At 42.4% G+C, this 26022-nt stretch carries 21 protein-coding genes and 1 pseudogene; 7 read left to right on the top strand and 15 right to left on the bottom strand.

Annotation, left to right across the window (positions count from 1 at the left end; translation table 11 throughout):
* Window positions 1-45 precede the first annotated feature (45 nt).
* The gene (locus tag R7Q41_RS07980; protein WP_005376501.1) at window positions 46-525 is read left to right on the top strand and encodes an aminoacyl-tRNA deacylase; all 480 of its coding nucleotides are present in this window, start codon (window positions 46-48) and stop codon (window positions 523-525) included.
* A 175-nt stretch (window positions 526-700) separates the two neighbouring features.
* Here the strand turns inward: R7Q41_RS07980 and R7Q41_RS07975 are convergent, their stop codons facing one another.
* The 3 genes from R7Q41_RS07975 to R7Q41_RS07965 all read right to left on the bottom strand — a co-directional run bounded on the left by R7Q41_RS07975 (window position 701) and on the right by R7Q41_RS07965 (window position 3374).
* Entirely contained in the window at window positions 701-2113 is a 1413-nt protein-coding gene (locus tag R7Q41_RS07975; RefSeq protein ID WP_132937213.1) for a coniferyl aldehyde dehydrogenase, read from the bottom strand.
* A gap of 125 nt (window positions 2114-2238) precedes the next feature.
* The gene (locus tag R7Q41_RS07970; protein WP_318144454.1) at window positions 2239-2811 is read right to left on the bottom strand and encodes a GNAT family N-acetyltransferase; all 573 of its coding nucleotides are present in this window, start codon (window positions 2809-2811) and stop codon (window positions 2239-2241) included.
* Window positions 2812-2915: 104 nt separating this feature from the next.
* Window positions 2916-3374: an NUDIX hydrolase gene (locus R7Q41_RS07965; RefSeq protein ID WP_191115916.1), complete on the bottom strand. Its 459-nt coding sequence runs from the start codon at window positions 3372-3374 to the stop codon at window positions 2916-2918.
* Between the two features lie 168 nt (window positions 3375-3542).
* Here R7Q41_RS07965 and R7Q41_RS07960 point away from each other — a divergent pair, with 168 nt between their 5' ends.
* On the top strand, window positions 3543-4448 hold the full coding sequence (locus R7Q41_RS07960; protein WP_005376505.1) for a DMT family transporter: 906 nt from the start codon (window positions 3543-3545) through the stop codon (window positions 4446-4448).
* 79 nt (window positions 4449-4527) lie between these two features.
* On the opposite strand, the gene R7Q41_RS07955 is transcribed toward R7Q41_RS07960, so the two are convergent.
* A complete protein-coding gene (locus R7Q41_RS07955; protein ID WP_005376506.1) occupies window positions 4528-4842 on the bottom strand; it encodes a DMT family transporter in 315 nt (104 codons plus the stop codon).
* Window positions 4843-5236: 394 nt separating this feature from the next.
* Here R7Q41_RS07955 and R7Q41_RS07950 point away from each other — a divergent pair, with 394 nt between their 5' ends.
* Window positions 5237-6601: an endonuclease/exonuclease/phosphatase family protein gene (locus R7Q41_RS07950; RefSeq protein ID WP_318109241.1), complete on the top strand. Its 1365-nt coding sequence runs from the start codon at window positions 5237-5239 to the stop codon at window positions 6599-6601.
* A gap of 284 nt (window positions 6602-6885) precedes the next feature.
* Here the strand turns inward: R7Q41_RS07950 and R7Q41_RS07945 are convergent, their stop codons facing one another.
* The 4 genes from R7Q41_RS07945 to R7Q41_RS07930 form a co-directional block, all read right to left on the bottom strand.
* Entirely contained in the window at window positions 6886-7419 is a 534-nt protein-coding gene (locus tag R7Q41_RS07945; protein ID WP_154204318.1) for a DNA mismatch repair protein, read from the bottom strand.
* On the bottom strand, window positions 7413-7799 hold the full coding sequence (locus R7Q41_RS07940; protein ID WP_005376510.1) for an MAPEG family protein: 387 nt from the start codon (window positions 7797-7799) through the stop codon (window positions 7413-7415). Before R7Q41_RS07940 ends, R7Q41_RS07945 begins: the two co-directional genes overlap by 7 nt.
* Before the next feature lie 209 nt (window positions 7800-8008).
* Window positions 8009-8914, bottom strand: coding sequence for an EamA family transporter RarD (rarD, locus tag R7Q41_RS07935; RefSeq protein WP_318109243.1), 906 nt, complete (start codon window positions 8912-8914; stop codon window positions 8009-8011).
* A 103-nt stretch (window positions 8915-9017) separates the two neighbouring features.
* Complete coding sequence (locus tag R7Q41_RS07930) at window positions 9018-9740, bottom strand: sulfite exporter TauE/SafE family protein (RefSeq protein ID WP_005390054.1); 723 nt, start codon at window positions 9738-9740, stop codon at window positions 9018-9020.
* A 444-nt stretch (window positions 9741-10184) separates the two neighbouring features.
* On the opposite strand from R7Q41_RS07930, the pseudogene R7Q41_RS07925 reads away from it, so the two are divergent.
* Window positions 10185-10714: pseudogene (locus R7Q41_RS07925) on the top strand (prepilin-type N-terminal cleavage/methylation domain-containing protein).
* Window positions 10715-10763: 49 nt separating this feature from the next.
* Here R7Q41_RS07925 and R7Q41_RS07920 read toward each other — a convergent pair.
* Window positions 10764-11744 (bottom strand): chemotaxis protein, encoded by a 981-nt coding sequence (locus tag R7Q41_RS07920; protein ID WP_025998672.1) that lies wholly within the window; start codon window positions 11742-11744, stop codon window positions 10764-10766.
* A gap of 683 nt (window positions 11745-12427) precedes the next feature.
* Here R7Q41_RS07920 and R7Q41_RS07915 point away from each other — a divergent pair.
* Window positions 12428-13036, top strand: coding sequence for a response regulator transcription factor (locus tag R7Q41_RS07915; RefSeq protein WP_017821556.1), 609 nt, complete (start codon window positions 12428-12430; stop codon window positions 13034-13036).
* Here the strand turns inward: R7Q41_RS07915 and R7Q41_RS07910 are convergent.
* From R7Q41_RS07910 to R7Q41_RS07890, 5 genes are all read right to left on the bottom strand, one after another.
* Window positions 13033-13920 carry a LysR family transcriptional regulator gene (locus tag R7Q41_RS07910; protein WP_033906494.1) on the bottom strand — a complete coding sequence of 296 codons (888 nt, stop codon included), beginning with the start codon at window positions 13918-13920 and terminating at the stop codon, window positions 13033-13035. The two genes, R7Q41_RS07915 and R7Q41_RS07910, sit on opposite strands and share 4 nt — an antisense overlap.
* Window positions 13921-14077: 157 nt before the next feature.
* The gene (locus R7Q41_RS07905) at window positions 14078-15448 is read right to left on the bottom strand and encodes a GGDEF domain-containing protein (RefSeq protein WP_213888972.1); all 1371 of its coding nucleotides are present in this window, start codon (window positions 15446-15448) and stop codon (window positions 14078-14080) included.
* 9 nt (window positions 15449-15457) lie between these two features.
* Window positions 15458-16054 carry a response regulator transcription factor gene (locus tag R7Q41_RS07900; RefSeq protein WP_017635347.1) on the bottom strand — a complete coding sequence of 199 codons (597 nt, stop codon included), beginning with the start codon at window positions 16052-16054 and terminating at the stop codon, window positions 15458-15460.
* On the bottom strand, window positions 16047-17213 hold the full coding sequence (locus R7Q41_RS07895) for an EAL domain-containing protein (RefSeq protein WP_213888975.1): 1167 nt from the start codon (window positions 17211-17213) through the stop codon (window positions 16047-16049). The genes R7Q41_RS07900 and R7Q41_RS07895 overlap by 8 nt, the downstream gene beginning before the upstream one ends.
* The gene (locus R7Q41_RS07890; RefSeq protein ID WP_213888977.1) at window positions 17197-20862 is read right to left on the bottom strand and encodes an ATP-binding protein; all 3666 of its coding nucleotides are present in this window, start codon (window positions 20860-20862) and stop codon (window positions 17197-17199) included. Before R7Q41_RS07890 ends, R7Q41_RS07895 begins: the two co-directional genes overlap by 17 nt.
* 447 nt (window positions 20863-21309) lie before the next feature.
* Here R7Q41_RS07890 and ylqF point away from each other — a divergent pair, with 447 nt between their 5' ends.
* A complete protein-coding gene (gene ylqF, locus R7Q41_RS07885) occupies window positions 21310-22254 on the top strand; it encodes a ribosome biogenesis GTPase YlqF (protein ID WP_005376521.1) in 945 nt (314 codons plus the stop codon).
* A 337-nt stretch (window positions 22255-22591) separates the two neighbouring features.
* A complete protein-coding gene (gene cqsA / locus R7Q41_RS07880; protein WP_017635350.1) occupies window positions 22592-23773 on the top strand; it encodes an alpha-hydroxyketone-type quorum-sensing autoinducer synthase in 1182 nt (393 codons plus the stop codon).
* A 103-nt stretch (window positions 23774-23876) separates the two neighbouring features.
* Here cqsA and R7Q41_RS07875 read toward each other — a convergent pair whose 3' ends face one another.
* Entirely contained in the window at window positions 23877-25922 is a 2046-nt protein-coding gene (locus tag R7Q41_RS07875; protein WP_318144453.1) for a response regulator, read from the bottom strand.
* Window positions 25923-26022 lie beyond the last annotated feature (100 nt).

The following is a 26022-nucleotide window of genomic DNA, read 5'->3' as shown; positions in this document are numbered from 1 at the left end:
CGACTAACCTATACTTTTTATGGGTCTCATACACGTGGAGGCTATATGACTATTGCAACCCGATTAGATGAATATTTGACTGAGCATAACATTCACTTTCAAACCGTGAATCACAGCCACAGTCATAGCTCGCTACAAAGTGGTGTTGCAGCAGGTGTGCCTTTAATGAATATCGCAAAAGGTGTGATTCTAGAGGATCATGAAGGGCGTCATATGATGGCGGTCTTACCTGCCAACAACAAAATCAGTTTGTCGAGATTAAACGACGAATTTAATGCCACCTTCCACTTGGTGAAAGAGCGTATGGTTTACCGACTCTTCACCGATTGTGAACACGGCGCTATTCCACCGATTGGTAGCCCTTACCACATGTCGACAGTTTGCGATGAAAGACTAGCAAACTTGGAACATGTCTACCTTGAAGCTGGCGATCATGAAACTCTGATTAAGCTGGACCGAAAGGCGTTTAAAGAACTGATGAACGACTGTAGATATCTAAGATTCAGCAGTGAAGTTCTGCATTAAACTTGCCAAGATATTTCGACATTTCCTGAACAAGGCTCTTTCAACAAGAGCCTTTCTTTGTTTTGTTGGTAGCACGCGATGGAAGTTTCTCGGACTTTGGTGCCCAGCGTTTCAGAGCATATAGAAACAAAAAACCGCCTATTCGGGCGGTTTTTTATCAATCAAATCATAATTATTATCGAACAAAGATCTTTTGGATCGCTTTTATCGCCATAGCCCTACGGCGCATTAATACGCTCGTTCTTGGCAACCATTTCGGTGTGTGAAGAATGGTTTTCGCATGACTAAAAGTTCTGAATCCTTCCTCTCCGTGATAATGCCCAATACCCGATTCACCAACGCCACCAAAAGGCGCATCTTCAGCGCCAACATGTAAAACCGTATCATTAACGCCGACGCCACCACTGTGGGTGTTGCGTACAATATGTTTGATGGTCGATTTGTCGTCCGACATAACATACAGCGCAAGTGGTCTTTGGTGCTGATTAATGTAGTCAATCGCTTCATCAACGGCATTGTAGGGCTTAACAGGTAGAAATGGCCCGAAGATCTCCTCTTGCATGATTCGCATATTCGGCGACACATCCGTGACCAAATGAGGATACAGAAGTCGTTCCTCTTGGGGCGACGCTTCAACAGTGTGAAGGTTAGCACCTTGCGCTTTTGCATCCTCAAGTAGCGCAGTCAAACGATCATATTGTCGTTGGTTGACAATATGGGTCAGCTTTTGATTCTTGTTGGATTTTAAATAGAGCTTTTCAAAACGTTTTAAGAATAGCGAAATGAACTCTTCGACACGTTCTTGCGGTACAAATGCGTAGTCAGGCGCGACACAAATCTGGCCTGCATTAATGCATTTACCAAACAAGATAGCATCAACGGCTTTCTTCATGTCTGCATCTTTTGCAATGATCACCGGGGACTTTCCACCCAACTCTAACGTCACCGGGGTAAGGTTTTCCGCTGCCGCTTTTGCCACTGCGCGACCAACACTCGTAGAACCCGTGAACAAAAGGTGATCGAATGGCAGTTGGCTGAATGCTTGTGCGACGTCTGCTTCACCCTCAAAAACTTCGACATACTCAGACAACCCACGGCAAATATCGACGATGACTTTATTGGTTTTTGGCGTAAATTCGCTGAGCTTCATCATCACGCGGTTGCCAGCAGCCAATGCTGTCACTAAAGGCGCAAGGCTCAAAATCACAGGAAAGTTCCACGGTGAAATGATCCCGACGACACCTAACGGTTGATACTGAACGGTGACTTTAGAAGGTGCGAGCAATAAGCCGGATTCGCGCTTGCTGGGTTTGCACCATTTTTTTAGTCGTTTGAGGGTATAATTAATATGCGAGACCGTTGGCAAAACGTCGGTCATGGCGGTATCAAATTCTGAGCGATAGCCAAAATCGTCACTTAACGCTTCAACCAAAGCTTGTTTGTTCTCAAGCAGCGATTTTTTTAACAAAACGAGGCGCTGTTTACGTTCATCCAAACTAGGATAAGGCTCGGCTGCATATGCCGCTTTTAAGCGTCCGAGGCTTTGCTGTAACAAGTTATCTACTTCAACCTCTGTGATTGCGTTCATGATGCTTCTCCTAGCCTAGTTTCTACCAATGACGCCCCAAGTTAACACGAGCGCAACAATGTTACTATTGTAGCGCTCGTGAAGTTAGAGTTCGAACTCTGATTAAAATATCTCTGGGGTGGATACTACATCAAACGTAGTTCATAAATGCCTAGTCGTTGAGAGCGGTCAAGCATATCGAACTCATGATCAACGTATTCTTTTAATGTGGCGCCTGCACGCTCAGCAATATTGATGCTAGCGATGTTATCTTCCATACAATGGAACTGAATGAATTGTGCGTGCCCTTTCTGCTTCAAAAAAGGGATCAATACTGCGAGCACTTGATCAATCACACGATGGCCTCGCCCATTGTTGGCAAGCCAGTAGCCAATTTCAGTAACACGCGTATGTGAATCCACACCTTTAATGCCAATAACACCCGTAAGCTGCTCATCAAAATAAATTGCACACCAGTGGGAATCCAGCGCGTTACTGTTCACTCGCTGGGAAATGTAGTTAACGGCCTCTCTATGATTCGTGACAGAATCCGTCCAAGGTAGATAGCCCTCAAGGCTCTCTCGGTGAGTGTTCACAACTTCTAGTAAAGCGGACGCGTGTTTCGTGTTGAGGGGCTCAATTGAGACCCTTTGCGAGACGGAAAAACGCTTCTGTAAGTGATTTCCTTGATACGCCTCTTGGCATGTGACTTCATCCATAGATGTTATTCCTTTTTATTGTGAACGCTCAGCGCAAATCCTAACGCTTCATTTTATGAGAACAAACCTCTCTATAAAAACTAATCAAAGCCGTTGCCGTTCATTTAGCCCTTTTGATCGATCAGCGTAAATGGCGTTAGTGATGCCACATCTACATAATGTTTCCATACATGTTCATATAGGTGATGCTGATTGGCAAACGGAGCCAGCTGCTTAGCTTCTTCAAGCGTACACCAGCGATACTCTGTATGCTCTTCGTTAAGAACAACTGATTGGTTAGGCGGACAAAATAGCACAAAACATGGGATAACCATGATAAGGTTATTTTTTGCTTCGTAGAACTGCTCTAGAAAGTCTGCTGTATGTAACTCAACTTGGTCAATTAGTGTCTCTTCTTTTAACTCTCTTAAAATGGTTTGCCACCCGGCTTCACCCGCTTCGATACCACCTGCAACATGGCACCAATAGCCACCTTTTACGCGTTTGAGTAACAGCATTTTTTCTATGCCATCAATTTTTGAAATGACAACGCCTGAAACATGCGTTGCTTTTATCGGGATCATGTAAGCTCCTTAAATATCGAGTTTTTATTGTTACGCTGAGAGAGGCAGATTAATTGCTACGTATTCTACTGTTTATTCATCTTGTCGACAGAAGTGTTTGAGTTGAGAGGATTTAATCGCTAACTAAGTATGCTAAAGTGAGATCTGTCGCAACAAATGAGCAGTAAAATGTCCAATTCATTCAATACTATGATTCCCATCGGTGTGCGCTTTATGGTGCTTTCCGCGTTCGGCTTTGCTCTGATGTCGGCTACAGTAAAGCACGTCGGCAACTACGGTATCCCCGTTTTTGAAATCGTTGCAGCAAGAGCGCTCGTTTCACTTATCATTAGTTATTTCGATGTAAAGCGAAAACGAATTTCTGTATGGGGCAATAATAAGCCATTACTATTTGCACGCGGTGCTGTGGGTACGATGGCTCTGATGTGTGTATATTATTCAGTGACCACCTTACCTTTGGCAGAAGCGACGATATTCCAATATATTCATCCGGTATTTACTGCACTACTCGCCGTATTTTTCTTGAAAGAGCGCATCCAGCCGTCAACTTTCCTTTGTATTGCGTTGTGCTTACTCGGCATCTATATCATGGTAAGCCCAGAAACGGGGCAAGGCTCAGATAGCGCTTTACCAATGTTTAGCGTCATGATTGCGATCTTAGGCGCATTTGGTAGCTCAATTGCCTACGTCATTGTCAGAAAACTGAGTCAGACAGAAGACAGCTCAGTGATCATTTTCTATTTCCCGTTGGTTGCTCTCCCCGCTTCACTCTTACTGATTGGCGACGATTTTGTAATGCCCGATCTATATCTGACTTTCATGTTGGTTCTAGTTGGTGTCTTTACCCAAATTGGACAATTGGGGTTAACCAAAGCGATGCAAACTCAACAAGCGGGTAAAGCCTCCGCTTATTCGTATATCCAGATCGTATTTTCTGTGTTGTTGGGCATCATTTTCTTTGGCGAGGTTCCGATCATTTGGACGTACGTCGGTGGCGGTCTGATTGTTACAGGCGCATTAATTAATGCGTTTGGTCATCACTTACGGTTACCTTTTATTAAGCGCAACGCTTGATATACCTACCTAGAACCGTAAACACGACATTTAGAAAAACAGCCAGAGTGACTCTGGCTGTTTTGTGTTTAGCCTAACGTTAAGCTGATATTTTTAACCCTGCGATACCAGCGACAATCATTAGCAAGCTTAAGGCTTTGATAAGTGTTGCTGGCTCATTGAACAGATAAATACTCACGACTGCCGTGCCTATTGCGCCAATCCCTACCCATACGCCATAAGCAATGCCTAAAGGCAAGGTTCTTAACGCAATGCCAAGCAACCAAAAGCTCAATAACATAAAGACAATAGTGAATGCCGAAGCACCGAATTTGGTAAACCCTTGTGAATATTTAAGACCGACAGCCCATGCGATTTCACACAAGCCCGCAATGAAGAGAATTCCCCAAGCCATGTCACATTTCCCAACGAGATGGGGTCGTCCCCGAGAAAAGATAGAGCGGTGAGGTCGTCCTCACTTCTGATTGACTGCTTATTATATACAGAAATTTAAACATAAAAAATAAAACACGGCGATAAGCATACAACTCAAACATCTCATGCACGCTTAAATTCTACGCTTTTCTTTTTAACGGTGGCGGACTCTCTATTTCGCATCAATAACGACACCGTTTTTTAACAATTTACATATAACCTTCTGGTGTTGAAAGTGTTGTATTTATTGCACAAATCACACAAAAACTAATTGAACATGTAAATATGAAAACGTTTGTGTGACTAATATCGCTTAAAACAATGACTGATGACTTTAATATTCAGCCGAATTAATTATAAGGTATGACGTACCCATGAAAGCAATCAAAACCTCTATCGCTGTCCTTGTTGGCGCCGCTCTACTATCTGGATGTAATGACGATACTGAATACGTCAATGTTCAGCCTAAAGAAGTAAAAATAGCGACTTACAACCTCTCTTTTGACCGCGCTACCTTCGAAACTTTGGTAGATGAAATGCAAATTGAACCAACGCAGCAAGCTGCGTTGGTCACCTCTTATTTAGACGGTTCAATCGCATCCGAAGACAAAACCACTGCGGAAAAAGTCATTCAAATTCGTAACGTTGCAGCAATCATTCAAAAGAATCGTCCTGATGTTCTCATGATGGCGGAATACAACAACGATGGAACAGGTGAAAACAAAGCAGCCATTGAAGGATTCCAGAAGAACTACTTGTCTGTCGCGCAAAGTATCGATGGCGCGGGCGGTGAAGCAAACCTTGAGCCTATTGAATACCCTTATGCTGAATCTTATTCAACCAATACAGGGTTGTTGAGTGAGTTTGATCTTGACAACAACGGAACCGCAGGTCAAATGCCAGGTGATGCATGGGGCTTTGGCATGTACCATGGTCAATATGCATTTGCCCTTATGTCTAAGTATAAAATTGACACAGCAAACACACGTACATTCCAAGCATTTAAGTGGAAAGATATGGAAGGTGCGACAATTCCAACCATTACTATCTGTGACGGTTCGCAAAAGATTCCAGACGGCATGAAGTGTGGTGATGAATGGTACTCAGCGGAAGAATGGGATCAAGTGCGTCTATCTTCGAAAAATCACGTCGACGCGCCAATCATCATTCCAACTCGCAATGGCGAGGAAGTTGTACACTTGTTGATGTCTCATCCTACTCCACCAGTATTCGACACCGGTAAAAACAAAGCGCAAAACGCAGCAGAAGTGGAGTTTTGGCATCATTACATTCAAGGCAAAGACTATTTTTACGACGATGCGGGTAAAACAGGTGGCTTAACGAACGGCGCTAAATTCGTAATGATGGGTGATCAAAACCTTGATCCAGTGGCTGGTGACGGTATTAGCTCTGTAATGCAAGAGCTGCACAACGATCCATTGGTTAACCAAACCGTGATGAATGGTGAGCTTTACCCAACAAGCTTTGGTGCAGCTGAACACGCTGTTGACCGCAGTTCAACTCACCCATATCCGAATCGCATCACTTCAACGTTTGGCTTAGGGGTAGACTATGCCTTGCCTTCAGCAAATTTGAATGTAATAGACTCTGGTGTGTACTGGTCAGCGTCTTATGAAGAAGGCCGTAAACTATTTAACGATGCACGTATCGGTAAGTATGGTGATGGTAAGGATGTATCTTCCGACCATCGCATGATCTGGATTAAAGCACAGTTCTAGACTGCATAAAAAAAAGCCAACCACAAGGAGTCGTGATTGGCTGTATATATTTGTGAACAAGATGGTTCACTAACAACGTCAGTTGGCTAGGTGACCCTCGGCTTAGAAAGGGTCACTCATACTAAAGCATGAGACGTGCCAACTTTTCAGCGCACAAAAACAGGTTGTTATTTAATCACTTTCATTAAAACTTAACCAATAGCTACTGTTTGCTCACAGAATAAATTGCAATTTGCAAACTACCATTGGCATTTCGCAATAAACCTGATCTTTAGCTCTTGCTTTTATTGCTTCCTAGCTAAGTCGCGTGCAAGGATTAACGCAAGTCCGAATACTTGCAAGAAGAGTCCGATATTCTTGTACCAAGCGATCTTTTCATCCTGCTTTGCCATTATCTCATTGAGCTCTACATTCTCAATGTAGTAATTATCGATGCGGTCTCTATACGAAGCTTGTGCCTGATTTATCTTTGACATTAGTTGCGGAAGTTGATCAATTTGTATTTCATCCGACTCGTTGTGAACCCAAGAAGATAAATGCCCTGCTAATACCTCTTCTAGCTCTAAAGGTATCGCTATGCTCTGACTTATGTGCACATGCAGCAGTAAAGCTTCTCTTTTCCTTTCTAGGGTTTCCACACTGTTCCATGCGAGTTGGATGGAATACAAGTTTTCTGCTGTTTGCTCTGCGAGCTGCGAGTGCTGTTTACCCAACTTATCAAGGACTAAGCTAGTAACGATGATCGCGCCAATATTCAGTACTAATCCAATCAGAACGAGTACCCAAGGTGGTGGAATGTAACGTCGCAGACTTACCATAACTTATCGTATGGCAGGTAAATCATATTTAACACAACCAATGAAAGTATCACCAGAAATGTCACCTGCATCCCTCTAATGCGCTTTTTCAAGTCTTTTTTCAATATGCCTTTAGCATGAATAACTCGACCAATTACAAAAATAATACCGGTGAGATGTATCCATGTTGGGTAAGCACTATTAAATTCTAAAAGTGCCATTAAAATCAGGGTGATGGGGATATATTCTGTCGCATTACTCTGGGCACTACGAGCAATTTGTAGAGCCTCTACCCCACCATCGGCATAAGCAATTTGATTTAAGCGACGTTGCTTAATTACTTGAACAGCCAACCAAATAATGAGTATTGCGAGAATGTTGGCATACAGAGCAGTGATCATATGTCGTCCTTCTTGATCTGGTTTTCACTTATATAAGCGTGTCACTTGGCTATAACTATAGCGGTATCATTATGATAATGCGTCAAATAATCTCAAGTTATGATTTCTATTCGGGCAAAAAACGAAAGCCAATGCTTCATGACATTAAAAATGCCCTCGAATGGAGGGCATAAGAATAAAGAAGCTAATATGTGAGAATATTGAAACCACTATAAGGGGTGTTTGACCAGCTTTTTGCGCCGATGCCCTTTGATAATACTTTCAAAAATTGTGAACAACAGCCCTACCCAAATAAATGCAAAGGTCACCGCTTTCACTTCGTCAAACAACTCGCCAAAAAACATAACTGCCAACACAAACTGCAAGCTTGGCTCGATGTATTGCATTAGACCGACGGTTGATAAATTAGTTATACGTATTGCGATAGAATAAAATACAAGTGGTAAAAGTGTGATAGGTGCACTGCCAAAATACAAAAGCAATGTTGTGGTATCTGTGCCCGAAGCCAGTTCACCAGTTGCCCATTGTTTATAGAGCAAATATGCGAGTGCAACTGGAGTCAGTAACAACGCCTCAACAAACAAGGTTGTACTCCAGTCATAATTTATCTTCTTCTTGTAAAGCCCATACAAAGCAAAGAACAACCCCATCGTTAGTGCGATAACGGGCAGCTGACCATAGTGAATCACTTGATACATAACACCAATTGTTGCCAGCACTATTGCAATAAGTTTGCCTTTTGAGAGCCTATCCCCAAGAACAAATACGCCCAGCGCAACAGATACTAATGGTCCAATAAAGAAGCCTAAGCTGGCATCAATGACCCGATGATGGGTCAAAGCCCAAGTGAACGCACTCCAAGAAATACACATCAAACTGCTCGCCACAAACGTGTACCACAAGGACTTTTTATCAAGCCAGATTTCTTTCCAATTCAGCCCTCGACGGGTTATCCCAAGTACAATTAGAAACCCGACAGGTACAGACCCAATGATTCGCCATGCTAGCAACTCATCCATAGAAGCATTTGGTAAATAACGATAATAAATTGGTAGCAATCCCCAGATCACAAAGGAGAATGCTGCCATAAAAGTGCCATAACGAGTGTTATTCATAAAACTATCGCCCATCTAAACGACCAAATTTGGCGTAAGTAAACAAGTCCGCCATACATAAAAAGGAATGCAATCCCGCAGTGACTTTATGATGCAGATGGCATTATTGGCTCAACGCTTGTACGACGGCGGTAAAGCCACTCACAAAACACAACATAAGTGCCCCAAACCGAATCTTTTCTTTTGGTAACGACTGGGTAGTTTTCATTGCTAGCCAGTAACCAAGCGCCGCAGCAGGTAATAGAGGAATAGTAATGACCAAATGATGCAATGTGAAGAAGCCCACTGGGATTTGTACTATTAGTGAAATAATCGAACTGAAAACAAAAAAAGCCGATAAGTTGCCGCGTAACTGATTTGCTTCTTGATGCTGCAACAATAACGCCATCGGAGGGCCTCCAATCGCAGAACTGGTACCAAACAACCCAGAAAAGAAGCCAGCACATGTCATACGCGAAGGCGTAGGCTCAACCCGAAACGGTAAAACACTCACCAAGACTGCAAACAGCACCAACAAACCAATCCAAAGCGTGAGAGTTTGTGTAGATACAAAAAAGAGTAGCAAGCCACCAGCAATTGATCCCGGCACTCGCCCAATCAACGCCATCTTTAAGCCGCCGATTTCAACACTACTGCGGTGCTTCATCGCATTCATCAACGAAATAAATAACGCGACTAAACAGATTGGCGCAGGAACATATTCTGGCGCCCAAAGAATCAGTAAAGGTGCGGCAACAATAGCCAAGCCAAAACCGATTGCGGTCTGGACATAAGAACCAAGAAATATCAAACCTATTGCAAGGAAGTTTATCGAATCGAATTCCATTTAGATTATTCTTATATTTGAAAAATAAACACAAAACCAAAGCACATTCACATGGTGAATACCTCAGGCATACTGCGATATGAATTCCGCGTAGCATTCATCAAAGTGAATAAAAAGACAATCCATTTGTGCGGTTCGCCCTCATTTGCATTTTGTATTTCATTCCGCTGATGTACATGTTTGCTTACATCGAAGAGGATTCATGCTCGCCTGTTCACGCAGCATTTCTTCAGCGGAATTAATGACCTCTTAAAATCTAGCAGAATTAGACCCGTGAATTCTCCATTGCATTTAATGGATTCAGTCAATTAGTGCGGCGTCGGTATAGCACTTTACAACTCACCTCTTTATACTACTGATTGATTTATCATTACCGTGCTTATTTACACAATAAACAAGTGTACGGTCAGTGTTTTTCTACCTTTAACTTGCTGTGAAAATAATATGAAAAAACAAACGGGATTTACTCTAATAGAGTTAGTCGTAGTTATTGTCGTGCTCGGTATTCTTGCTGTCACTGCCGCGCCACGCTTTTTAAACCTTCAAAGTGATGCACGTGAAGCTCGTTTGGAAGGAATGAAAGGCGCTATTGCGTCAGCATTAGGCGTCGGTTATGGGAAATGGCGATTGCGGGATTGGAAAGCAAGCCTTACGTTTCAAACTTCGTAGACAGTGCTTTAATGGCAGATTTACCATTTGACGGCTGTAATATTGGTGGTTCAAAGCGCTGTGTTTTTTTATATGGATATCCTGATTCTGATAGCGAATCGATGAAGTTACTCGTGCAAGGACTGAATGAAGAAGACTCGGATTGGAAAACATTTCATCACCCGGCTGGTTCAACAACTCGCGAAATGGTCATTGCTGCAGCCGACGAAAAAAGAGCTAGCCTTACACAATGTGGAATTTTATATGGGCCACCGCAGACTCCAAACGAGAGTTACACCTTAGATATTCTTCCCTGCCCTCAATAAAAATAAGGCTGCCAATCGGCAGCCTTATTTGTTTCATCTGATCGGTTTTTTACGCAAAGTTAAACACGTATTTATCCATCATATTCACCATGCGGCCAATCTCTGGCTTGGTAATCGTATCATTTGCGCCAAGAGATAGTGCTTTCGCTCGGTTATCCTCACTCATCAATGACGAGAACATAATGATCGGCATTTCATGAAACGCTTCGGTATCTCGTAGTCTCTTCACTAAGTGCATACCATCCATTCGAGGCATTTCTACGTCCGTAACCACCGCATCTAATAGCTCTTTAACTGGCAAGTTTTCTTCTTTCGCAACCTCGATCAAGCTCATCAACTTCTCATGCGCCTCACCACCGTCTTTACATGTGATCACATTGTAGCCTGAAGAAGCTAATGTATCTTGGATCAAAGAGCGAATAAATGCTGAGTCATCCACCACCATGATCGTTTTAGCATTACGCTTACCGACCATTCTCTGGTTGAGATCCACCGACTTGTCCCCTTTCACATCGTACTTTTCCATACTCAGTTCTGGGTTGATGTCTGCGATGATTTTTTCAAAGTCGAGAATCATGATCAGGTTGCCTTCTTTACGGACAACGGCCACTACACAGTCTTGTTCGCCCGCTTCCAAAAACTGACTTGGTGATTCCACATCATTCCAAGAGATACGATGAATACGCGAAATGCTGTCAATTAAGAAGCCATTGGTCATTTTGTTGAAATCCGTAACGATTACAAACTTGCGCTCCAGATCTTGTCGTGTTGGCACACCTAACCAACCAGCTAAATCCACTAAAGGCGTCAGTACATCTCTGGATGAGAACACACCAATCATATGAGGTTGTGCGTTTGGATAATCGGTTGTTTCTGGCACGCGAATCACTTCTCGTACTTTCGCAACGTTAATGCCGTAATAACAAGTTTTTGTGCTGCCATCTGGCAATGTTTTTTCTAAATGAAACTCGATGATTTCAAGCTCATTGGTACCACTTTCTGTCAAAATGGTGCTGGTTACGTTACTCATAAAGCCAATTATCCAACCAAAAATACGCATCAGAAAAGTTTGATGCAAACGCCATGAGAAGCCGTTCTCTGGCTAAAAATCCAAAAGTCCTTTGTAGTCGTTACAACAAAATTTGTAAACCATCAAAAGGACGGCTAACGCACATTTCCATACCAAACCATGTAAAATTGTCTCATTTTTGAACACGACATTATGAGTGGCCAAAGTGCGAATTAACACCTCCACTTTTAGCGGCAGAGTCAATGAAAAGTTTAGAAATAATTTGAAGTAATGTTCAGCGTCAATAGCCAAACCTATCCAACAGATATCAGTGCAAAGTTGGCTACCGTGCTCATGCCTGGTGTAGAACAAGCTCTCTTCAAGTGGCTTGGTATAAAACTGCGCTTGCTAACACACGGGTTTAAATCGAAGCGCTAGAAACATCACAAGAAAATCTGAAGGCATAGAACACTGAAAGAATACTTTCAGTTTGTTAGTTTTCTGTCAGCGTAAGTTTTAAGTAATCATCCTATCACTAGGTATTTCAATACCTGACATCGCTATTCCCATAATCAAGACACTGATTTTCACTTTTGGAAAGAGTCATTTTCCTTCCTCTTAGCAAGGTTTTTCCTACAATCCTATTCATCCAATTGCGCTGTCGCCTGACAGCACACTAGTTGATGTATTAGGTGAGGTTAACTTTGAATAATGTTCTTATTATCGACGCTCAACCATTGTATAGCGAAGCACTTGCTTCTCTAGTTGAATCCGTAATCAACGCAGCTGAAGTGATTCAAACCACTGACAGTGCGGAAGTGATGGATCTTGTTCGAGGCCAAAAGATTGATTTGATTATTCTAGACGTAGTGCTTGGCGACCGCGATGGTATGCGTTTAGCCAAAAACATTTTAGCGACGGGATATCGTGGCCGACTGTTATTTGTTTCTTCACGTGACTACTCGAGTCTTTCTAAAGCCGCGTACGAAATGGGCGCAAACGGCTTCTTAAGCAAACATGAAACAAGAGAGACCATTATTGACGCAATTGTGAGTGTTTCACGCGGTTACTCAATGTTTAAGTCGACTCACACACCATCGTCGGGTAACGTAACACTTTCAAATCGCGAAGCCATGGTGTTCCATTATCTTGTACAAGGCTACTCAAATAAGAAGATTTCTGAACAACTTTCACTCAGCGCTAAAACAATCAGCACCTACAAAACGCGTATTCTGAAAAAGTACCATGCGGACACGTTGATTGAACTTCTGCATACTATCCCTCAGTCAGAAAACATTGAGTTTTGCCGCTAAGCGCTCATGTATTTTGCAATAGCACCGATTAACAACTGGTGCATTGCATCATGTCTTAAGCTTTGCTTCACCTGTACAACCACTTTTGGCCAGCCATCTGGGTAAAAATGCTCTGGCACTCTTATAAATTTATATCCATCAATTGGCGCCTGATATTCAAGTAACACGGTTGCGGCGCTTTTTTGCTTAATTAGCTTCAATACGCTGCTTACGTTGTCTAGAGCCGCAATACGGTTGATGACCATACCGTGGCTTTCCATTGCACGCTTAACGAGCTGCTCTTTCTCTTTCCAACCGATAATCTCTAACATGATAAAGGGAAGTTTGGCCGCTTCTTCCAGGGTGGTAATTCCCAGCTCTTCAGGGACAACTACCACAGCAGGCGCATAGCCGATGAACTTCTGATAAACAGATTTCGGAACATCCTCGTTGAAGTAATGTAACTGCGCATCCACTTTGCCTAGGATTATCTCTTCTATCGTATACTCTGTAATCGTTGCTATCGAAATGTGCGCCTTGGGAAACAGCACCATTAAATCCATTGCAAGTAAATGCCCAAATGAGTATTGAGCGGTTTGCGGTAAACAAATGGTGATGTCTTTTTCGTAATTTTCCGGTTCAAACTCATCTCTAATTAGACAAGTTTCAAGCTTCTCGAGTGCATCGGAAATTTTAGGTAATTGACGTTTTAAATAGTCCGTCGGTTCCATGTGATGAGGATGCCGAATAAACAATTCATCGTTTAGCTGGAGTCGCAATCGGGCAAGGTATTTGCTAATTGACGCTTCACTCTTCCCCATCGCTTTCGCAACGGGCTTGAGCTGACGGTGCTTATCCAGTAAGACAAGTATTTTAAGTAAGTTTAAGTCGAGATCTTTGTTCACGTGCGACACCAGATGTAAGGTCGAGAATAAATAGAGCAATCACTATTTGTTGACTGCTCTAATATAAAAGACCACTCATTCTGTTTGGTCAAATTAATCAAACAGTTATGTCATGGTTATGTTCCGTAACTTAACATTGAGTCAATACCAGACCTGCTTAATGGGACTTTTGTCTGTGTTTTTTCATCTCATAGAGATCTTCATCTGCACGTACAATAACGTCCTGAAGCGTTTCGTGTAATTCATTCGCCGCGATACCAGTACTCACACTAACCTCGATATCCAAGGTCTTTAGTCGGTTATCTTTAACGACACTACGAAGCTTCTTCGCCAATATTGAAGATTGACTGATACTGCAACCCGGCAGAATCACAACAAACTCATCACCACCAGTTCGAACTAGATAATCACTATTTCGAAACACTTTAGACATAGCATCAGCAATAATTCCAATAACTTCGTCCCCTACATGGTGACCGTAATGGTCATTGATTCGCTTGATCCTATCGCCATCTATTGCAATGACGGAATATGGCGCGGTTTCCAAACGACGTTTGAACTCGCTATCTTGAAAAACTCTGCGGTTAAACAATCCCGTTAAATCATCTTTCGTCACGTTCGTCAGTGCTTTCGCGAGGCGAAGTTGGCTCTCTTTAGATTCATAAGCTTTGTTGTAATACGCTAAGGTTACGAAAAAGAAGATGATAAACAAGAACACGTAATCCAATACAATTTTGCTGAATGGGTACATGTAAACGATAAGATTGTTGTTGTCTGCGACATATGATTGGGTGTACGCGAATGATGGAAAGGGGTAGCCAGCGAAATAAATCACCATTTGTTTGTTCCCATTCGCTATTTGAACATCCACCGCTTTCCCATCATTATAAAGCGGCGAGAGGTATAATTGTTCCGAGAACTCTCCCACTAACTCACCTTGAAAGTAAACCGGACTCATGATGCTTATCGCCATGTCATCGGAGTATGTCGTTTTAAATGGTAGGGAAAACAATACCCGGTCCGTTAGTTGCTCTTTCCACGCGGCTAACACACAAGAATAGTTACTTTTACACCAATCAACATCAAATGTGGCTTTCACTCCCTCTAGCGCTTCAATCGGTCTCTCTAAGATGAGTTTGTTTCCAGTATAAGAACGAAAATACATAACGGCATTTTGTCGATTGAACGCATTTGATAAATACGCTTCAGCCTGATGAAGCGATTTCCGTGCAACAGCTTCAACGTAATTAAGTTTTTCATAACGTGACAGGGAGTAAATCGCATCTTGAAAGCTCAGCTCTGTTTGCGCTTCTACTTCACTCACGCTCATGCCTTTGTATTGCTCGAGCTGCGCTTCCGTCAATAGCCCCATGAGAATTACTTTTTGTTTTATTTTGGCTAAATTATTCGCGTAAGTGTTGAACTGCTTTACTTCATAAGAAATTAACACCGCACCAATCATTGTGACAGAAGTGACGAATAGTAATGTTGCGATGAAAAGAGACAACGCGATACTTTTAAGTGTCATGATGCGGTCTTACGCCCCCGCCACTCTTGTTAGCTCAACAATGTTCTTTACGTTAAATTTATCCAATAGACGACGTTTGTATGTGCTGACTGTTTTGTCACTTATTGATAGCACTGAAGCGATTTCTCGATTGGACTTTCCTTGTAATAAATACTTCATTACTGCGCTTTCTCTGCTTGAAAGTTGTGGCATTTCTCGAACGCTATTAACAACTTGCTTAAATTTGAAGAAGGTATACCCCTTCTCTACCGCTTCTATCGCGTCTTTAAGAATGTCGTGATTTTCCGATTTACACACATAGCCATCAGCGCCAGAACGAAAAGCCATTTGGCTGTACATTTGGCTAGTTTCAGCGGAGAAGAAAATGACTTTGCCTTCATAACCATGGGATTTGATACGTTTGTAGAAATCAAACCCATCGCAATCTGCCAAGTTCACATCTAAGATCAACAGTTGAATTTCTTCCTTTTTCAATATTTGTAATGCCATCTTCGCTGATGTTGCAGTAAATACCCCATTTGTTTTCCCTAACTCTTCCAACAACGACTTGATTGCAACACAAACGAGAGGATGATCGTCAAAGATCAAGTAATTCAATTTATTCATATCTTTCATTTAGTATGGTTATGACTTCTAGTGGCATGGGTTTATCAATGTAGAAGCCTTGGCAAAGATCAATCCCATACTCACGTATCGCTTGCAGTGTGACTTCGTCTTCAATACCTTCCGCGACCAGTCGTATATTCAAACTTTTCGCTAACGCGCAAATAGCAACAACGATGTTGCGTTTTTTGATGTCGCATTCGACACCTTGTACAAACGAACGATCGATTTTTAACTCGTTGAATGGCAGTTGAGCCAGTTTTTCAAACGTTGATGAACCCGTGCCAAAATCATCTATTGAGACAGTGACACCGTTCATCCTCAACTTGAGTAAATTCTTGTACAGGGACGCGCTAGTCTGAAATGTATCTCGCTCTGTAATTTCAATGGTGATTTGTGATGGGTCAATCTCGCTCTCTAAACATTGCTGTAAAAAGTAATGAGAGAACGCCGTATCTTCTAAGTTTTCATGGTCTACATTGATGGATACGTTTTGCGTCAATCCGCGGTGTTTCATGTCATAGATAACATTACTCAATACAGCTTGAAACAACTCTCCAGAAAGGCGGCAACGCTCTACAATTGGCAAAAAATAATGAGGGGGTAACACACCATAAATAGGATGATTCCAACGCGCGAGCGCTTCATACCCAAGCACTTCCCCACTTTGCACATCGACTAAAGGCTGGTAATAATTTTTCACTCGCCCTTCAGCCAGAGCAAACAGGAATTCTTGATCTTCCACTTCAATAGGTTGAGCAAAGCTGACTTGTTTCGCTTTTTCATCTTTTATTTTACCCAACAAATCAACGACTTCATTTTCATCGTATGGCTTAGGCAGCTTCCCTAATACTTCAAAGCTAAATCCCTCGCACATGGCTCTTACCGCAGAAATAATGGTCAATTCCATTGCACTGACCAGTACAACTTGCCCCTGGTACTGGACTTTATCGAGCATTTCCATCATATCGATGCCGTCTTTTCCGGGCATTTGGATATCACAAAAAATTACGTCAAAATGTTGTTCCTGCACACTCTGAATAGCGGCATCCACACAGTTAAAAGGGATGACTTGCGCGCAATAGCGATCCAATATTTGCGTAAGTATTGTGGTTTGTAGCGGATGGTCATCAATCACCATCACATTAAATTGTGTATTCATTTGTCTCTACCCAATAGTTTATGTTTTCGATCTCCTGCTCGATTCGTAAAATTAGCTCCACTGTTCGCCTGTCAAACTCCGCAGCAGTAACTCGTTCTGCCTCAATGCAAAGCTCAGTCAGCATGCTTACCCCTATCGCCCCAACCGCTCCTTTGATGCCATGAATGACCCGTTTTTTGTCTCGCTCAGTCGATGCGGCGTTTAAGTTTTTTATATCTGTAGACATTGATTGACTAAACACGCGCGCAATCTCTTTTGCGTCCTGTGCTTTGAACCGTTTAATCCAGCCGGGCAGCCTACCCCTCTCTTTTTCGCCAATAAATGGAATCAAAACGGTTTTTAATTGATTAAGGTCATAGGGCTTGTAGAGCACATCATCAATGCCGATATCCTGTGTGCGCTCAATGGCAAGACGAGCATCTTCTGCTGTCACACCGATGATTGGAATTGCTTTAAATTCGGAGTTTTTCACGTGCCTAACAAGCTCATAGCCATCCATTTCTGGCATATGAAAATCGGTCAGCAGCAACACAACGTTTTCATCTTGGTTGATGTATTCCCATGCTTCGCGGCCGTTATTCACAATGACAGGTTCGATTCCAAGTTCATGAAGCTGCATTGCTATCACACTTTGGTTAATGGGATTATCTTCTGCGACCAGTACCGTGCCGAGAACCCAAGAAACCACTTCTTGATTTACGTCACTAAGCTTGGTTTCTTGCTGCGTTTGGCTGAGCAAATTGAACAATGTATCTGGATATTGAATCTCTCTTAGCGTAAGACTGCCAAGTACCCTTTGTTCGTCACGCAGCATTAGGCCATTAAAACTGGCATCGCTGTCGTGTATAGGGTGAAGGTTCGCCACCATTGTTTTTAACGTCGCTGGACGCATTTTCCACGCATCACACCACTGGCGAATATTAAGTGGTAAGCTCTCGCTATACGTCCAGTTCAAACAAACGTCTGGCTCAGAGTCGCAATGCTCAATTGGCAGTTTGACGGTAATCGTCGTGCCCAAGCCAAATTGTGAATCGATGCAGAGCACGCCGCCCATGCAGTCGATCAATCGGTCAACAATGCTCAGCCCCAATCCAGTACCGCCATATTTACGCGTAATAGTGTCATCCGCTTGAACAAAAGGATTGAGAATGCCTTCGAGTTGGTCATCCGTCATGCCGATACCTGAATCCGCCACTTTCAAAATAAGCTGCTTTTCATGAAGAATGACACTGATTCCAACCTCTCCTTCGGCAGTGAATTTCACCGCATTGGAAAGTAGATTGGTGGTAATTTGCACCAATCGCAGCGCGTCGATTTCAATGAAAGCATTCGAAAATGGTTTGATTGTCACTTTGTAATCCAAACCTTTCGCGAGCGCTCGTGGTTCAAAGCTTCGAAACACATCGCACAAGGTTTTAAGCAAGTCGGTCTTAACTGGGGCGACGGTTAAGTGCCCTGCCTCTAACTTTGAATAATCCAGTACTTCGTCTACTAACGTATTCAAATGATTGAGCGAGCGTATGGCTTGGGCAATTAACTCGCGATTTGAATCTGCCGTCACTTGGTGATTTAGCAAATCGAGGATGCCGTGTGCTGCCGACAATGGCGTTCTTAATTCGTGACTCATGGTTGCCAAAAAGTTTTCGCGCGCACGTACCGCGGTTTGCGCTTCTTTTTGCGCATCGATTAACGCCTGTTCACGTTCTTTTTGCTGGGTAATATCTTGAATCACAGTCAGTACAAACTTGTTCTTACCGCTAGGAGAAGCGATGACTTTGCGTTCTCGATATACATGTTTAATATCAAGTTCACAGCCCGACGAGGCAACCTCTTCTGAAATACGCTTTCCAGCAATAACAGTGGTCAGTTCATCAAAATTATTCACCAGAGGAACGTGCGCAGAATCACTTTTCAAACTACATTGTTGGCACTGTTTACTGTTGTAGTTCGCACAATTGCTCATCTCCATATGGTTATTTTCACTATGGATAAAAACCAAGCTATTGATCTCTTTGATGATGTCCATCAGCCATTGCTTTTCCGCTTCCTCATTGTCAGCATTAAATTCGGCTAACCTCACTTTAAGTCGCATGTGAGATAAGATGAAATACGCCGCAATCAACATGAGACAGAATATGAATGAACCAGCAACAACAAATGTAGCGATCTGCTCCGCGTCATAGCCATAAGTCAGTTTGAAGCTTCGGTGAGAACGCAGCAGTTTTTCGATCTCGTTAGAATCAATGGTTTCGATGATGCTGTTCAACATGTGTTGCAGTTGTGTATTGTGGTTTGCAACCGCAAATGCATTAGAGAACGTCAAAACGTCCTCCGCATTGATCACCAAGCCATCGACTTGATCTTGTGCAATCATGTTGTGAACGATGTCGTCAGGAATATAAGCCACATCCAAAACGCCCGATTTCAAATCGGTAAGCAGCTTCTTCAAATCATTATAATGATCAACTTGGCCTTGCTGCAAAGTGCCCAAATGAACTAACCCTTGCTTTTTCAAAGTGAGCAGAATACCCGCTTCTTTCAGTGCAGATTTATCGCGCTTGCTCTGCTCCGCTTGGATAGCCACGTAATTACTGTGCATGAATGGTTTAGTGAACAACCAATCTGACTTAGGTAGCTCACCCACATAAGAAACGGGGACTATATCGGCATCAAATGCCGTTAATCCATTAGAAAGGCTCGACGTCGGCTTCACATACTTAAAGCTCAAGCCAGTACGAGACTGCAATAAGTCGACAAAATCTGGAAAGAAACCGTCTAACTCGCCCGTTTGCGAATCTCGGTAGAGAAACGGATAAGCTTCGTCACTGCTGCTGTAAGTTATCACTAGTTTGTTTTGATGATTACGTCGGTAATCTACCAATAACTTATCACTGATATGGTAAGGATTTTTCGAGGCGACGGAGCGAATGTTTTTTCCATTTTGCTCCCAGTGAAGGATTTTGTTGATGTCATCGATCAGACTCTGTTTGTCCAACGAAGCGATAAAACTCACCTCTTCGTCTTTCAACCAACTGGGAATATCGACAACCCCTTTTACAATGTCATTCAAATCCAAATATTGGGTAATACCAACATAAGTGTAAATCAGCGCGTTCGCTTTACCTCGCTTAACTTCATTAAACGCCTCTAAACGTGTTTTAACATAATGTATCTTATCGATACCACGTTCAGTGAGGTTGTCACAATACACACTGCCCTCAACACACACCCATTTAAGATCACGCGCATCACTATCTCGGTAAGTGGCATTCCGATACCAAACAGCGATAGTGCTCGAAAAGAAAGGCATCGAAAACAAGAAACGCTTTTCTCTTGCTGCTGTTTTACTAAATCCAACCGCACCATCAATCTTCTTGCTTTCGACATCCGCAAGTAAAGACGGAATATGCTTGTAAGTCCGAAGTTCTAACTCATAATCCAAAGCTTTAGTAATGTTAGACAAATACTCAAGACTAATTCCGTACGAAGGACCAACGCTACCGTCAAACGAGTCTTTAGCTTCGTCTTGCGCAATAACACCAACGATGACCTTCGGTTTAGGACTCTGTTTGGCAGTTGAGCAAAAAGAACTCGCTAAAAAAATTAAGGCGACGGACGATACCGTAATACTTCTAAGAATACTGAGCATGACTGCTTCCTCTGAATGGAAGCTCAGACTAGTTTTTGTCAGATAAAAGTCAAACTTCGCTCAATAGCGAAATAAAAATAAAGCTTTGATATAAAATCAAAAAACCAAAATCCGTCAGAACAATCTGACAACACAATCCACCTTTGACTACACAGCGTTTGCGTTCGGTCTCTCACCCAGACGGATATTCACTGCGAGTCGGTATATATAAGAGATGTGTGCTTTTAGGTTTGCACGCCATAGCTTTTTACTTTCATCTTGAATAATTCATCATCATTCCATGATAAACTGACGTATTAACATGAAAGAAAGCTCAACTCCGCGGTTTCGAGCAGCTTGAAGTAAACACAGTTTTAGAAAATGCATTCTAGTATTGTATTACTCAAGACTCACATTGCTACTTTTACAACCGCTGGAGCATTAGAAAAATTAAGGTATTAAATTCAAATGGTTAATAACTCAATCCAGTGGTTTCCTGGCCACATGCACAAAGCACGTAAAGAGATCGAAGAAGCAATCCCTCAAGTGGATGTGATCATCGAAGTACTGGATGCTCGTATTCCTTTCAGTAGTGAAAACCCTTTGATTTCTCAAATCCGTGGTGACAAACCTGTCGTTAAAGTTTTGAACAAACGTGATTTGGCCGATCCAGAATTAACTCAACTGTGGATTGAGCACTTGGAGCAAGAGCAACATGTAAAAGCAATGGCGATCACGACTTCTGAACCACAAGAAGTGCATCGAATCATGGAGCTTTGCCGCAAACTTGCCCCACACCGAGAAGAAATTGGTAAAAACATTCGCACCATGATCATGGGCATCCCAAACGTTGGAAAGTCGACGATCATTAACACCCTCGCAGGTCGAACAATCGCTGTAACAGGTAACCAACCCGCGGTTACACGTCGTCAACAACGTATCAACCTGCAAAATGGCATCGTATTATCTGATACTCCAGGAATTTTATGGCCAAAAGTGGAAAATCCACACAGTGGCTTCCGCCTTGCGGCTACCGGCGCGGTAAAAGATACAGCGATGGAATATGACGAAGTCGCATTCTATACCATTGAATACCTAGCAGCTCATTATGCAGACAAGCTTAAAGAGCGTTATCAAATTGAAGAGCTTCCAGAATCAGATATCGAGATCATGGAAGAAATTGGTCGTCGCCGCGGTGCACTACGTGCAGGTGGACGTGTTGACTTGCACAAAGTATCAGAGATCTTATTGCACGAACTTCGTCAAGGCACTTTGGGCCAAATTACATTAGAACGCCCAGAAATGATCACTCAAGAGCTGATTGAAGTCGAGATTGAGACCGCCCGTAAAGAAGAAGAAAAAGCGAAGCGTAAAGAAGAGCGTCGTAAGCGCTATTTACGTAATAAGCGATAAGCTTGTCTCTTATCTACTCATGTTTCAAGGCGCGATTTTCGCGCCTTTTTTGTTATCTAATGCGCCCATTTTTTTCACTTTTCAAACTTTATATTCCTCATCCAAAATCCCAGATATGAAGCACGAAAAAACACCGCAAAATCGCCGTATAAACTTTAAGCACAAACTAGTTTAGACCCCGGGCCCCTATAGAGTTACAGCCACCATCCAACCCTCAAATGTCGAGTTTGCAAGGGTCTGCAAACTTATGCAACCTGGTTAGTGACACTCTCCCCAAAATCCGCAATATGAATAAGTGTCAGCGCTGGCGTTTTTCCATATGAAGAAGAGATTTATTATGAGTGAAACTATACAAAGCAAACCACTTCCCTCCTTTATCGAGGAACGCCTAGATTTTTATATTCAAGATCTAATCGAACCGAATGAGAACAAAAAACACCTTGTTCTTGGTAAACGCCCACCGTGTAATGCCGTTGTCCTGCAAAGCAATGATTACCTTGCACTGTCTCATAATAAGGAGATTCAAAACGCGCATCGTGATGCGATTTCCCAGCACGATGACAACGTCGTGATGTCCGCGATTTTCTTACAAGACGATGAATCGAAACCTGTATTTGAAACGCAACTAGCCAGTTTCGTTGGTATGCCTAGTTGTCTACTTTCTCAATCTGGTTGGGCTGCGAATGTCGGTTTATTGCAGACTATTTGTGCACCGAACATACCTGTGTACATTGATTTCTTTGCACATATGTCTTTGTGGGAAGGCGCACGTATTGCCGGAGCACAAATTCATCCGTTCATGCATAACAACACCAGTCACCTAAGAAAACAGATTTCACGTCACGGTTCAGGGATCATTGTTGTGGATTCGGTTTACAGCACTATCGGGACCATCGCTCCTCTACGTGATATCTACGAAATAGCACAGGAGTTTGACTGCGGCCTGGTTGTAGATGAATCACACTCTTTAGGTACACACGGTCCACAAGGTGCGGGGATACTGCAGGGTCTTGGCTTAACTCATAAGGTAGATTTTATTACCGTTAGTCTTGCCAAGACATTTGCTTATCGTGCTGGCGCGATTTTAGGCCCAGAAAAACTGGCGAAGACGCTTCCATTTGTGGCGTACCCTGCAATATTTAGTTCTACCGTATTACCGCAAGAGATCATTCGGCTAGAGAAAACACTGGACGTCATAAGAAAATCAGATGATAAGCGAGATATTCTGTTTGAAAGAGCCAAGTCTTTAGCCGTTGGTTTAAAACGCATTGGATTTACTATTCGCAGTGAATCACAAATTATCGCATTAGAATGTGGTAACGAGAGAAACACTGAGCGAGTCCGCGACTTTCTCGAAGAGCGAAATGTTTACGGCGCAGTGTTTTGCCGCCCTGCAACTGGAAGGAACAAAAACATCATCCGTTTTTCAGTCAATGCAGACATGACAGCTGCTGAAGTTGATCATGTACTCACTGTCTGCCAACAAGCATTTGCACACCCTGACTTAGAGTTTGTGTAAGTTAGTGTGTAGATAAAACTAAAGAGCTCAACAGTTTTGCTGAGCTCTTTATTCGTGTTATTCGTTGTGAGCAACTCGCCTCAAGAAAACAAGTCGCGAATGATTAGATCCAGTTTGCGATTTTATCGAACAAACGATTTTTATCCGCCGGTTTTACGATGAAGTCAGACATACCCGAAGACCCAATTTTGTCCAACGTGACAGGTGAACTATCCCCTGTATGCGCAATAATAGGTACCGACGCATAGTTTTTATCCGAGCTTCGAATTCGCCTAGACGCTTCTACACCATCCATAATTGGCATTTCGATATCCATCAGAATGAGATCAACATCTTCTTGCTCTAGTGTATCCAGAGCCTGCTGCCCGTCTTCTTTCTTAATCACTTCAAAGCCTTGCTTTTCAAGTAACATTGCCGTGAATTTACGCAAAGATTCATTATCATCCACGACCATAATTGTGCGCTTATTTGAATTATCTAACGTCACCGAGGCCGTTGGTGTCGATACATAGCTTGAATCATATAAGAGACGCTCAATAGTTGGTTTAGTATTCAGTAACCAGGCTTGCGTTTCGATCCAAATAGGTTCATATGCAGCCTTACGTGCTCTCTGAGTCGGATGATGCTCAAAAAGATAAACTATGCGTGCTTCAGTGAAAGACAAGAGAGATTCTAATCTATCCAATTGGTTTGCTCTTGGATCTAAGCTCTCAAGATCGATAAAAATCAGATCGAATTCGAACTCGTACTCTTTCTTTTTGAGTACTTGGTTGACATCTAAAATTGTCGAGTCAAAGCCCATAAAACGGCTAATATCTGTTACTTTAGACACCAAGATATCTTGGCTAGTCACCGTTAGAATGGTTTTGAGTTTAGTCAGATCGTTTTTGATTTCAGTAACGGTATCAGATGTCGTTAGTGGGAAAGTTAACGTAAATTGAGACCACTCCCCTAACTGAGATTGACACTCAATGTTCCCCCCAAATGAACGCATGACTTTTTTACAAAACGGTAGGCCCAAACCATAACTTCCTGATTTGCCGGTGGTGTAAAAGTCTTGAAAGATATTGCGTAGAACATCAGGAGCAATACCAGCACCATTATCGGTTACAACAATTTGATTAAAGCGTTCTGAACTTATCATGGATACATGTATGTGAAAATCTTCAGATTTACGGTGATGGAAGGCATTCTTGAAAAGATTATACATAACGTATTTAAGCAGCGTATCACTACCTAGAAACTCAAACTCACTTCTCGCATCCAACGATATGGCAAATCGATCAGTGGCACGTTTATAACTGAAGCTTTCAATTGCCTGTTCAACGACCGAGTGAGCTGAATATTTTTTGAAGCTAGAACGAGAAACTCGATTTTCATCAATCGAAGTCAGCAATAAATCGATGGTTTCATTACCCGATTGGATAATGTTCATTGCATCCTGACTCACTTCACGTAATAAGGTGACATCTTCTACACTCATGACGTACTGCTCTTTTCCTGCCTCTTTCATGTTGGGCAAGATCGACTGGATAACATCTATTGAAGTGCAAAGCCCACTCAACGGGTTACGCATTTCATGTGCAATCCCTGCCCCGAATGATTTTGCCAGCGAGACTTTCGCTTCATGTTCAACTTGGTTACGAAAATAGAACAAATTACCGAAGACATAAATAAACAGAAAGATTGGCACATGAGTCCAATCCATGGTCAAGTCAAGATGGAACCCTTTTGCAACCCAAGCGAAGAATGTTGCTAAACCTATCCCAGCAAAGGTTTGAGCAAACATGACCCTAGTAACATGAACCAGTAAAATGTGTAAGAAAATTGCAGACATAAACGACATAACCCATACATTGGACCAGTCATTCATCAGTAACATATAAAAAAAGAAAAACGGTAAGCACAGCGTTATCGTCACTTGGTAGTAAATAGGAACATAATCTCTCCAAGTCGATGATAAGCGGTTTCTAAAAATGATGCCGAAAAACAATAACGAGCAAAACAATCTAAGAGGTAAATTTTCATAAGCCTGTGGAAAGGCAAACTCCCAGACAAAGTAGTACAGCGGAAAGCCAAGAAACCCCATCCAGCCAACGAGAGTTAGGTTTGGTTCTGCATATTGATAAACCTTACGTATCGAGTCCATATAATCTGTTTTGCTTACTCCGCCTGACGCACAACAATGTGATTTTGATTCACTTTTATCATTTTATTATTAACTAATTATATATTAATCATCATTTATA

Source organism: Vibrio sp. 2096 (assembly GCF_033339595.1).
Lineage (GTDB): Bacteria > Pseudomonadota > Gammaproteobacteria > Enterobacterales > Vibrionaceae > Vibrio > Vibrio alginolyticus.
The sequence above is the reverse complement of the archived record's forward strand: the minus strand, read 5'-3'. Positions and strand labels throughout refer to the sequence as shown.

What these genes read in the sequence shown, in the direction of transcription:
- R7Q41_RS07980 (WP_005376501.1), top strand. Translation starts at nt 46, where the DNA reads ATGACTATTGCAACCCGATTAGATGAATATTTGACTGAGCATAACATT.
- R7Q41_RS07975 (WP_132937213.1), bottom strand. Translation starts at nt 2,113, where the DNA reads ATGAACGCAATCACAGAGGTTGAAGTAGATAACTTGTTACAGCAAAGC.
- R7Q41_RS07970 (WP_318144454.1), bottom strand. Translation starts at nt 2,811, where the DNA reads ATGGATGAAGTCACATGCCAAGAGGCGTATCAAGGAAATCACTTACAG.
- R7Q41_RS07965 (WP_191115916.1), bottom strand. Translation starts at nt 3,374, where the DNA reads ATGATCCCGATAAAAGCAACGCATGTTTCAGGCGTTGTCATTTCAAAA.
- R7Q41_RS07960 (WP_005376505.1), top strand. Translation starts at nt 3,543, where the DNA reads ATGTCCAATTCATTCAATACTATGATTCCCATCGGTGTGCGCTTTATG.
- R7Q41_RS07955 (WP_005376506.1), bottom strand. Translation starts at nt 4,842, where the DNA reads ATGGCTTGGGGAATTCTCTTCATTGCGGGCTTGTGTGAAATCGCATGG.
- R7Q41_RS07950 (WP_318109241.1), top strand. Translation starts at nt 5,237, where the DNA reads ATGAAAGCAATCAAAACCTCTATCGCTGTCCTTGTTGGCGCCGCTCTA.
- R7Q41_RS07945 (WP_154204318.1), bottom strand. Translation starts at nt 7,419, where the DNA reads ATGGTAAGTCTGCGACGTTACATTCCACCACCTTGGGTACTCGTTCTG.
- R7Q41_RS07940 (WP_005376510.1), bottom strand. Translation starts at nt 7,799, where the DNA reads ATGATCACTGCTCTGTATGCCAACATTCTCGCAATACTCATTATTTGG.
- rarD (WP_318109243.1), bottom strand. Translation starts at nt 8,914, where the DNA reads ATGAATAACACTCGTTATGGCACTTTTATGGCAGCATTCTCCTTTGTG.
- R7Q41_RS07930 (WP_005390054.1), bottom strand. Translation starts at nt 9,740, where the DNA reads ATGGAATTCGATTCGATAAACTTCCTTGCAATAGGTTTGATATTTCTT.
- R7Q41_RS07920 (WP_025998672.1), bottom strand. Translation starts at nt 11,744, where the DNA reads ATGAGTAACGTAACCAGCACCATTTTGACAGAAAGTGGTACCAATGAG.
- R7Q41_RS07905 (WP_213888972.1), bottom strand. Translation starts at nt 15,448, where the DNA reads ATGACACTTAAAAGTATCGCGTTGTCTCTTTTCATCGCAACATTACTA.
- R7Q41_RS07900 (WP_017635347.1), bottom strand. Translation starts at nt 16,054, where the DNA reads ATGAATAAATTGAATTACTTGATCTTTGACGATCATCCTCTCGTTTGT.
- R7Q41_RS07895 (WP_213888975.1), bottom strand. Translation starts at nt 17,213, where the DNA reads ATGAATACACAATTTAATGTGATGGTGATTGATGACCATCCGCTACAA.
- R7Q41_RS07890 (WP_213888977.1), bottom strand. Translation starts at nt 20,862, where the DNA reads ATGCTCAGTATTCTTAGAAGTATTACGGTATCGTCCGTCGCCTTAATT.
- ylqF (WP_005376521.1), top strand. Translation starts at nt 21,310, where the DNA reads ATGGTTAATAACTCAATCCAGTGGTTTCCTGGCCACATGCACAAAGCA.
- cqsA (WP_017635350.1), top strand. Translation starts at nt 22,592, where the DNA reads ATGAGTGAAACTATACAAAGCAAACCACTTCCCTCCTTTATCGAGGAA.
- R7Q41_RS07875 (WP_318144453.1), bottom strand. Translation starts at nt 25,922, where the DNA reads ATGGACTCGATACGTAAGGTTTATCAATATGCAGAACCAAACCTAACT.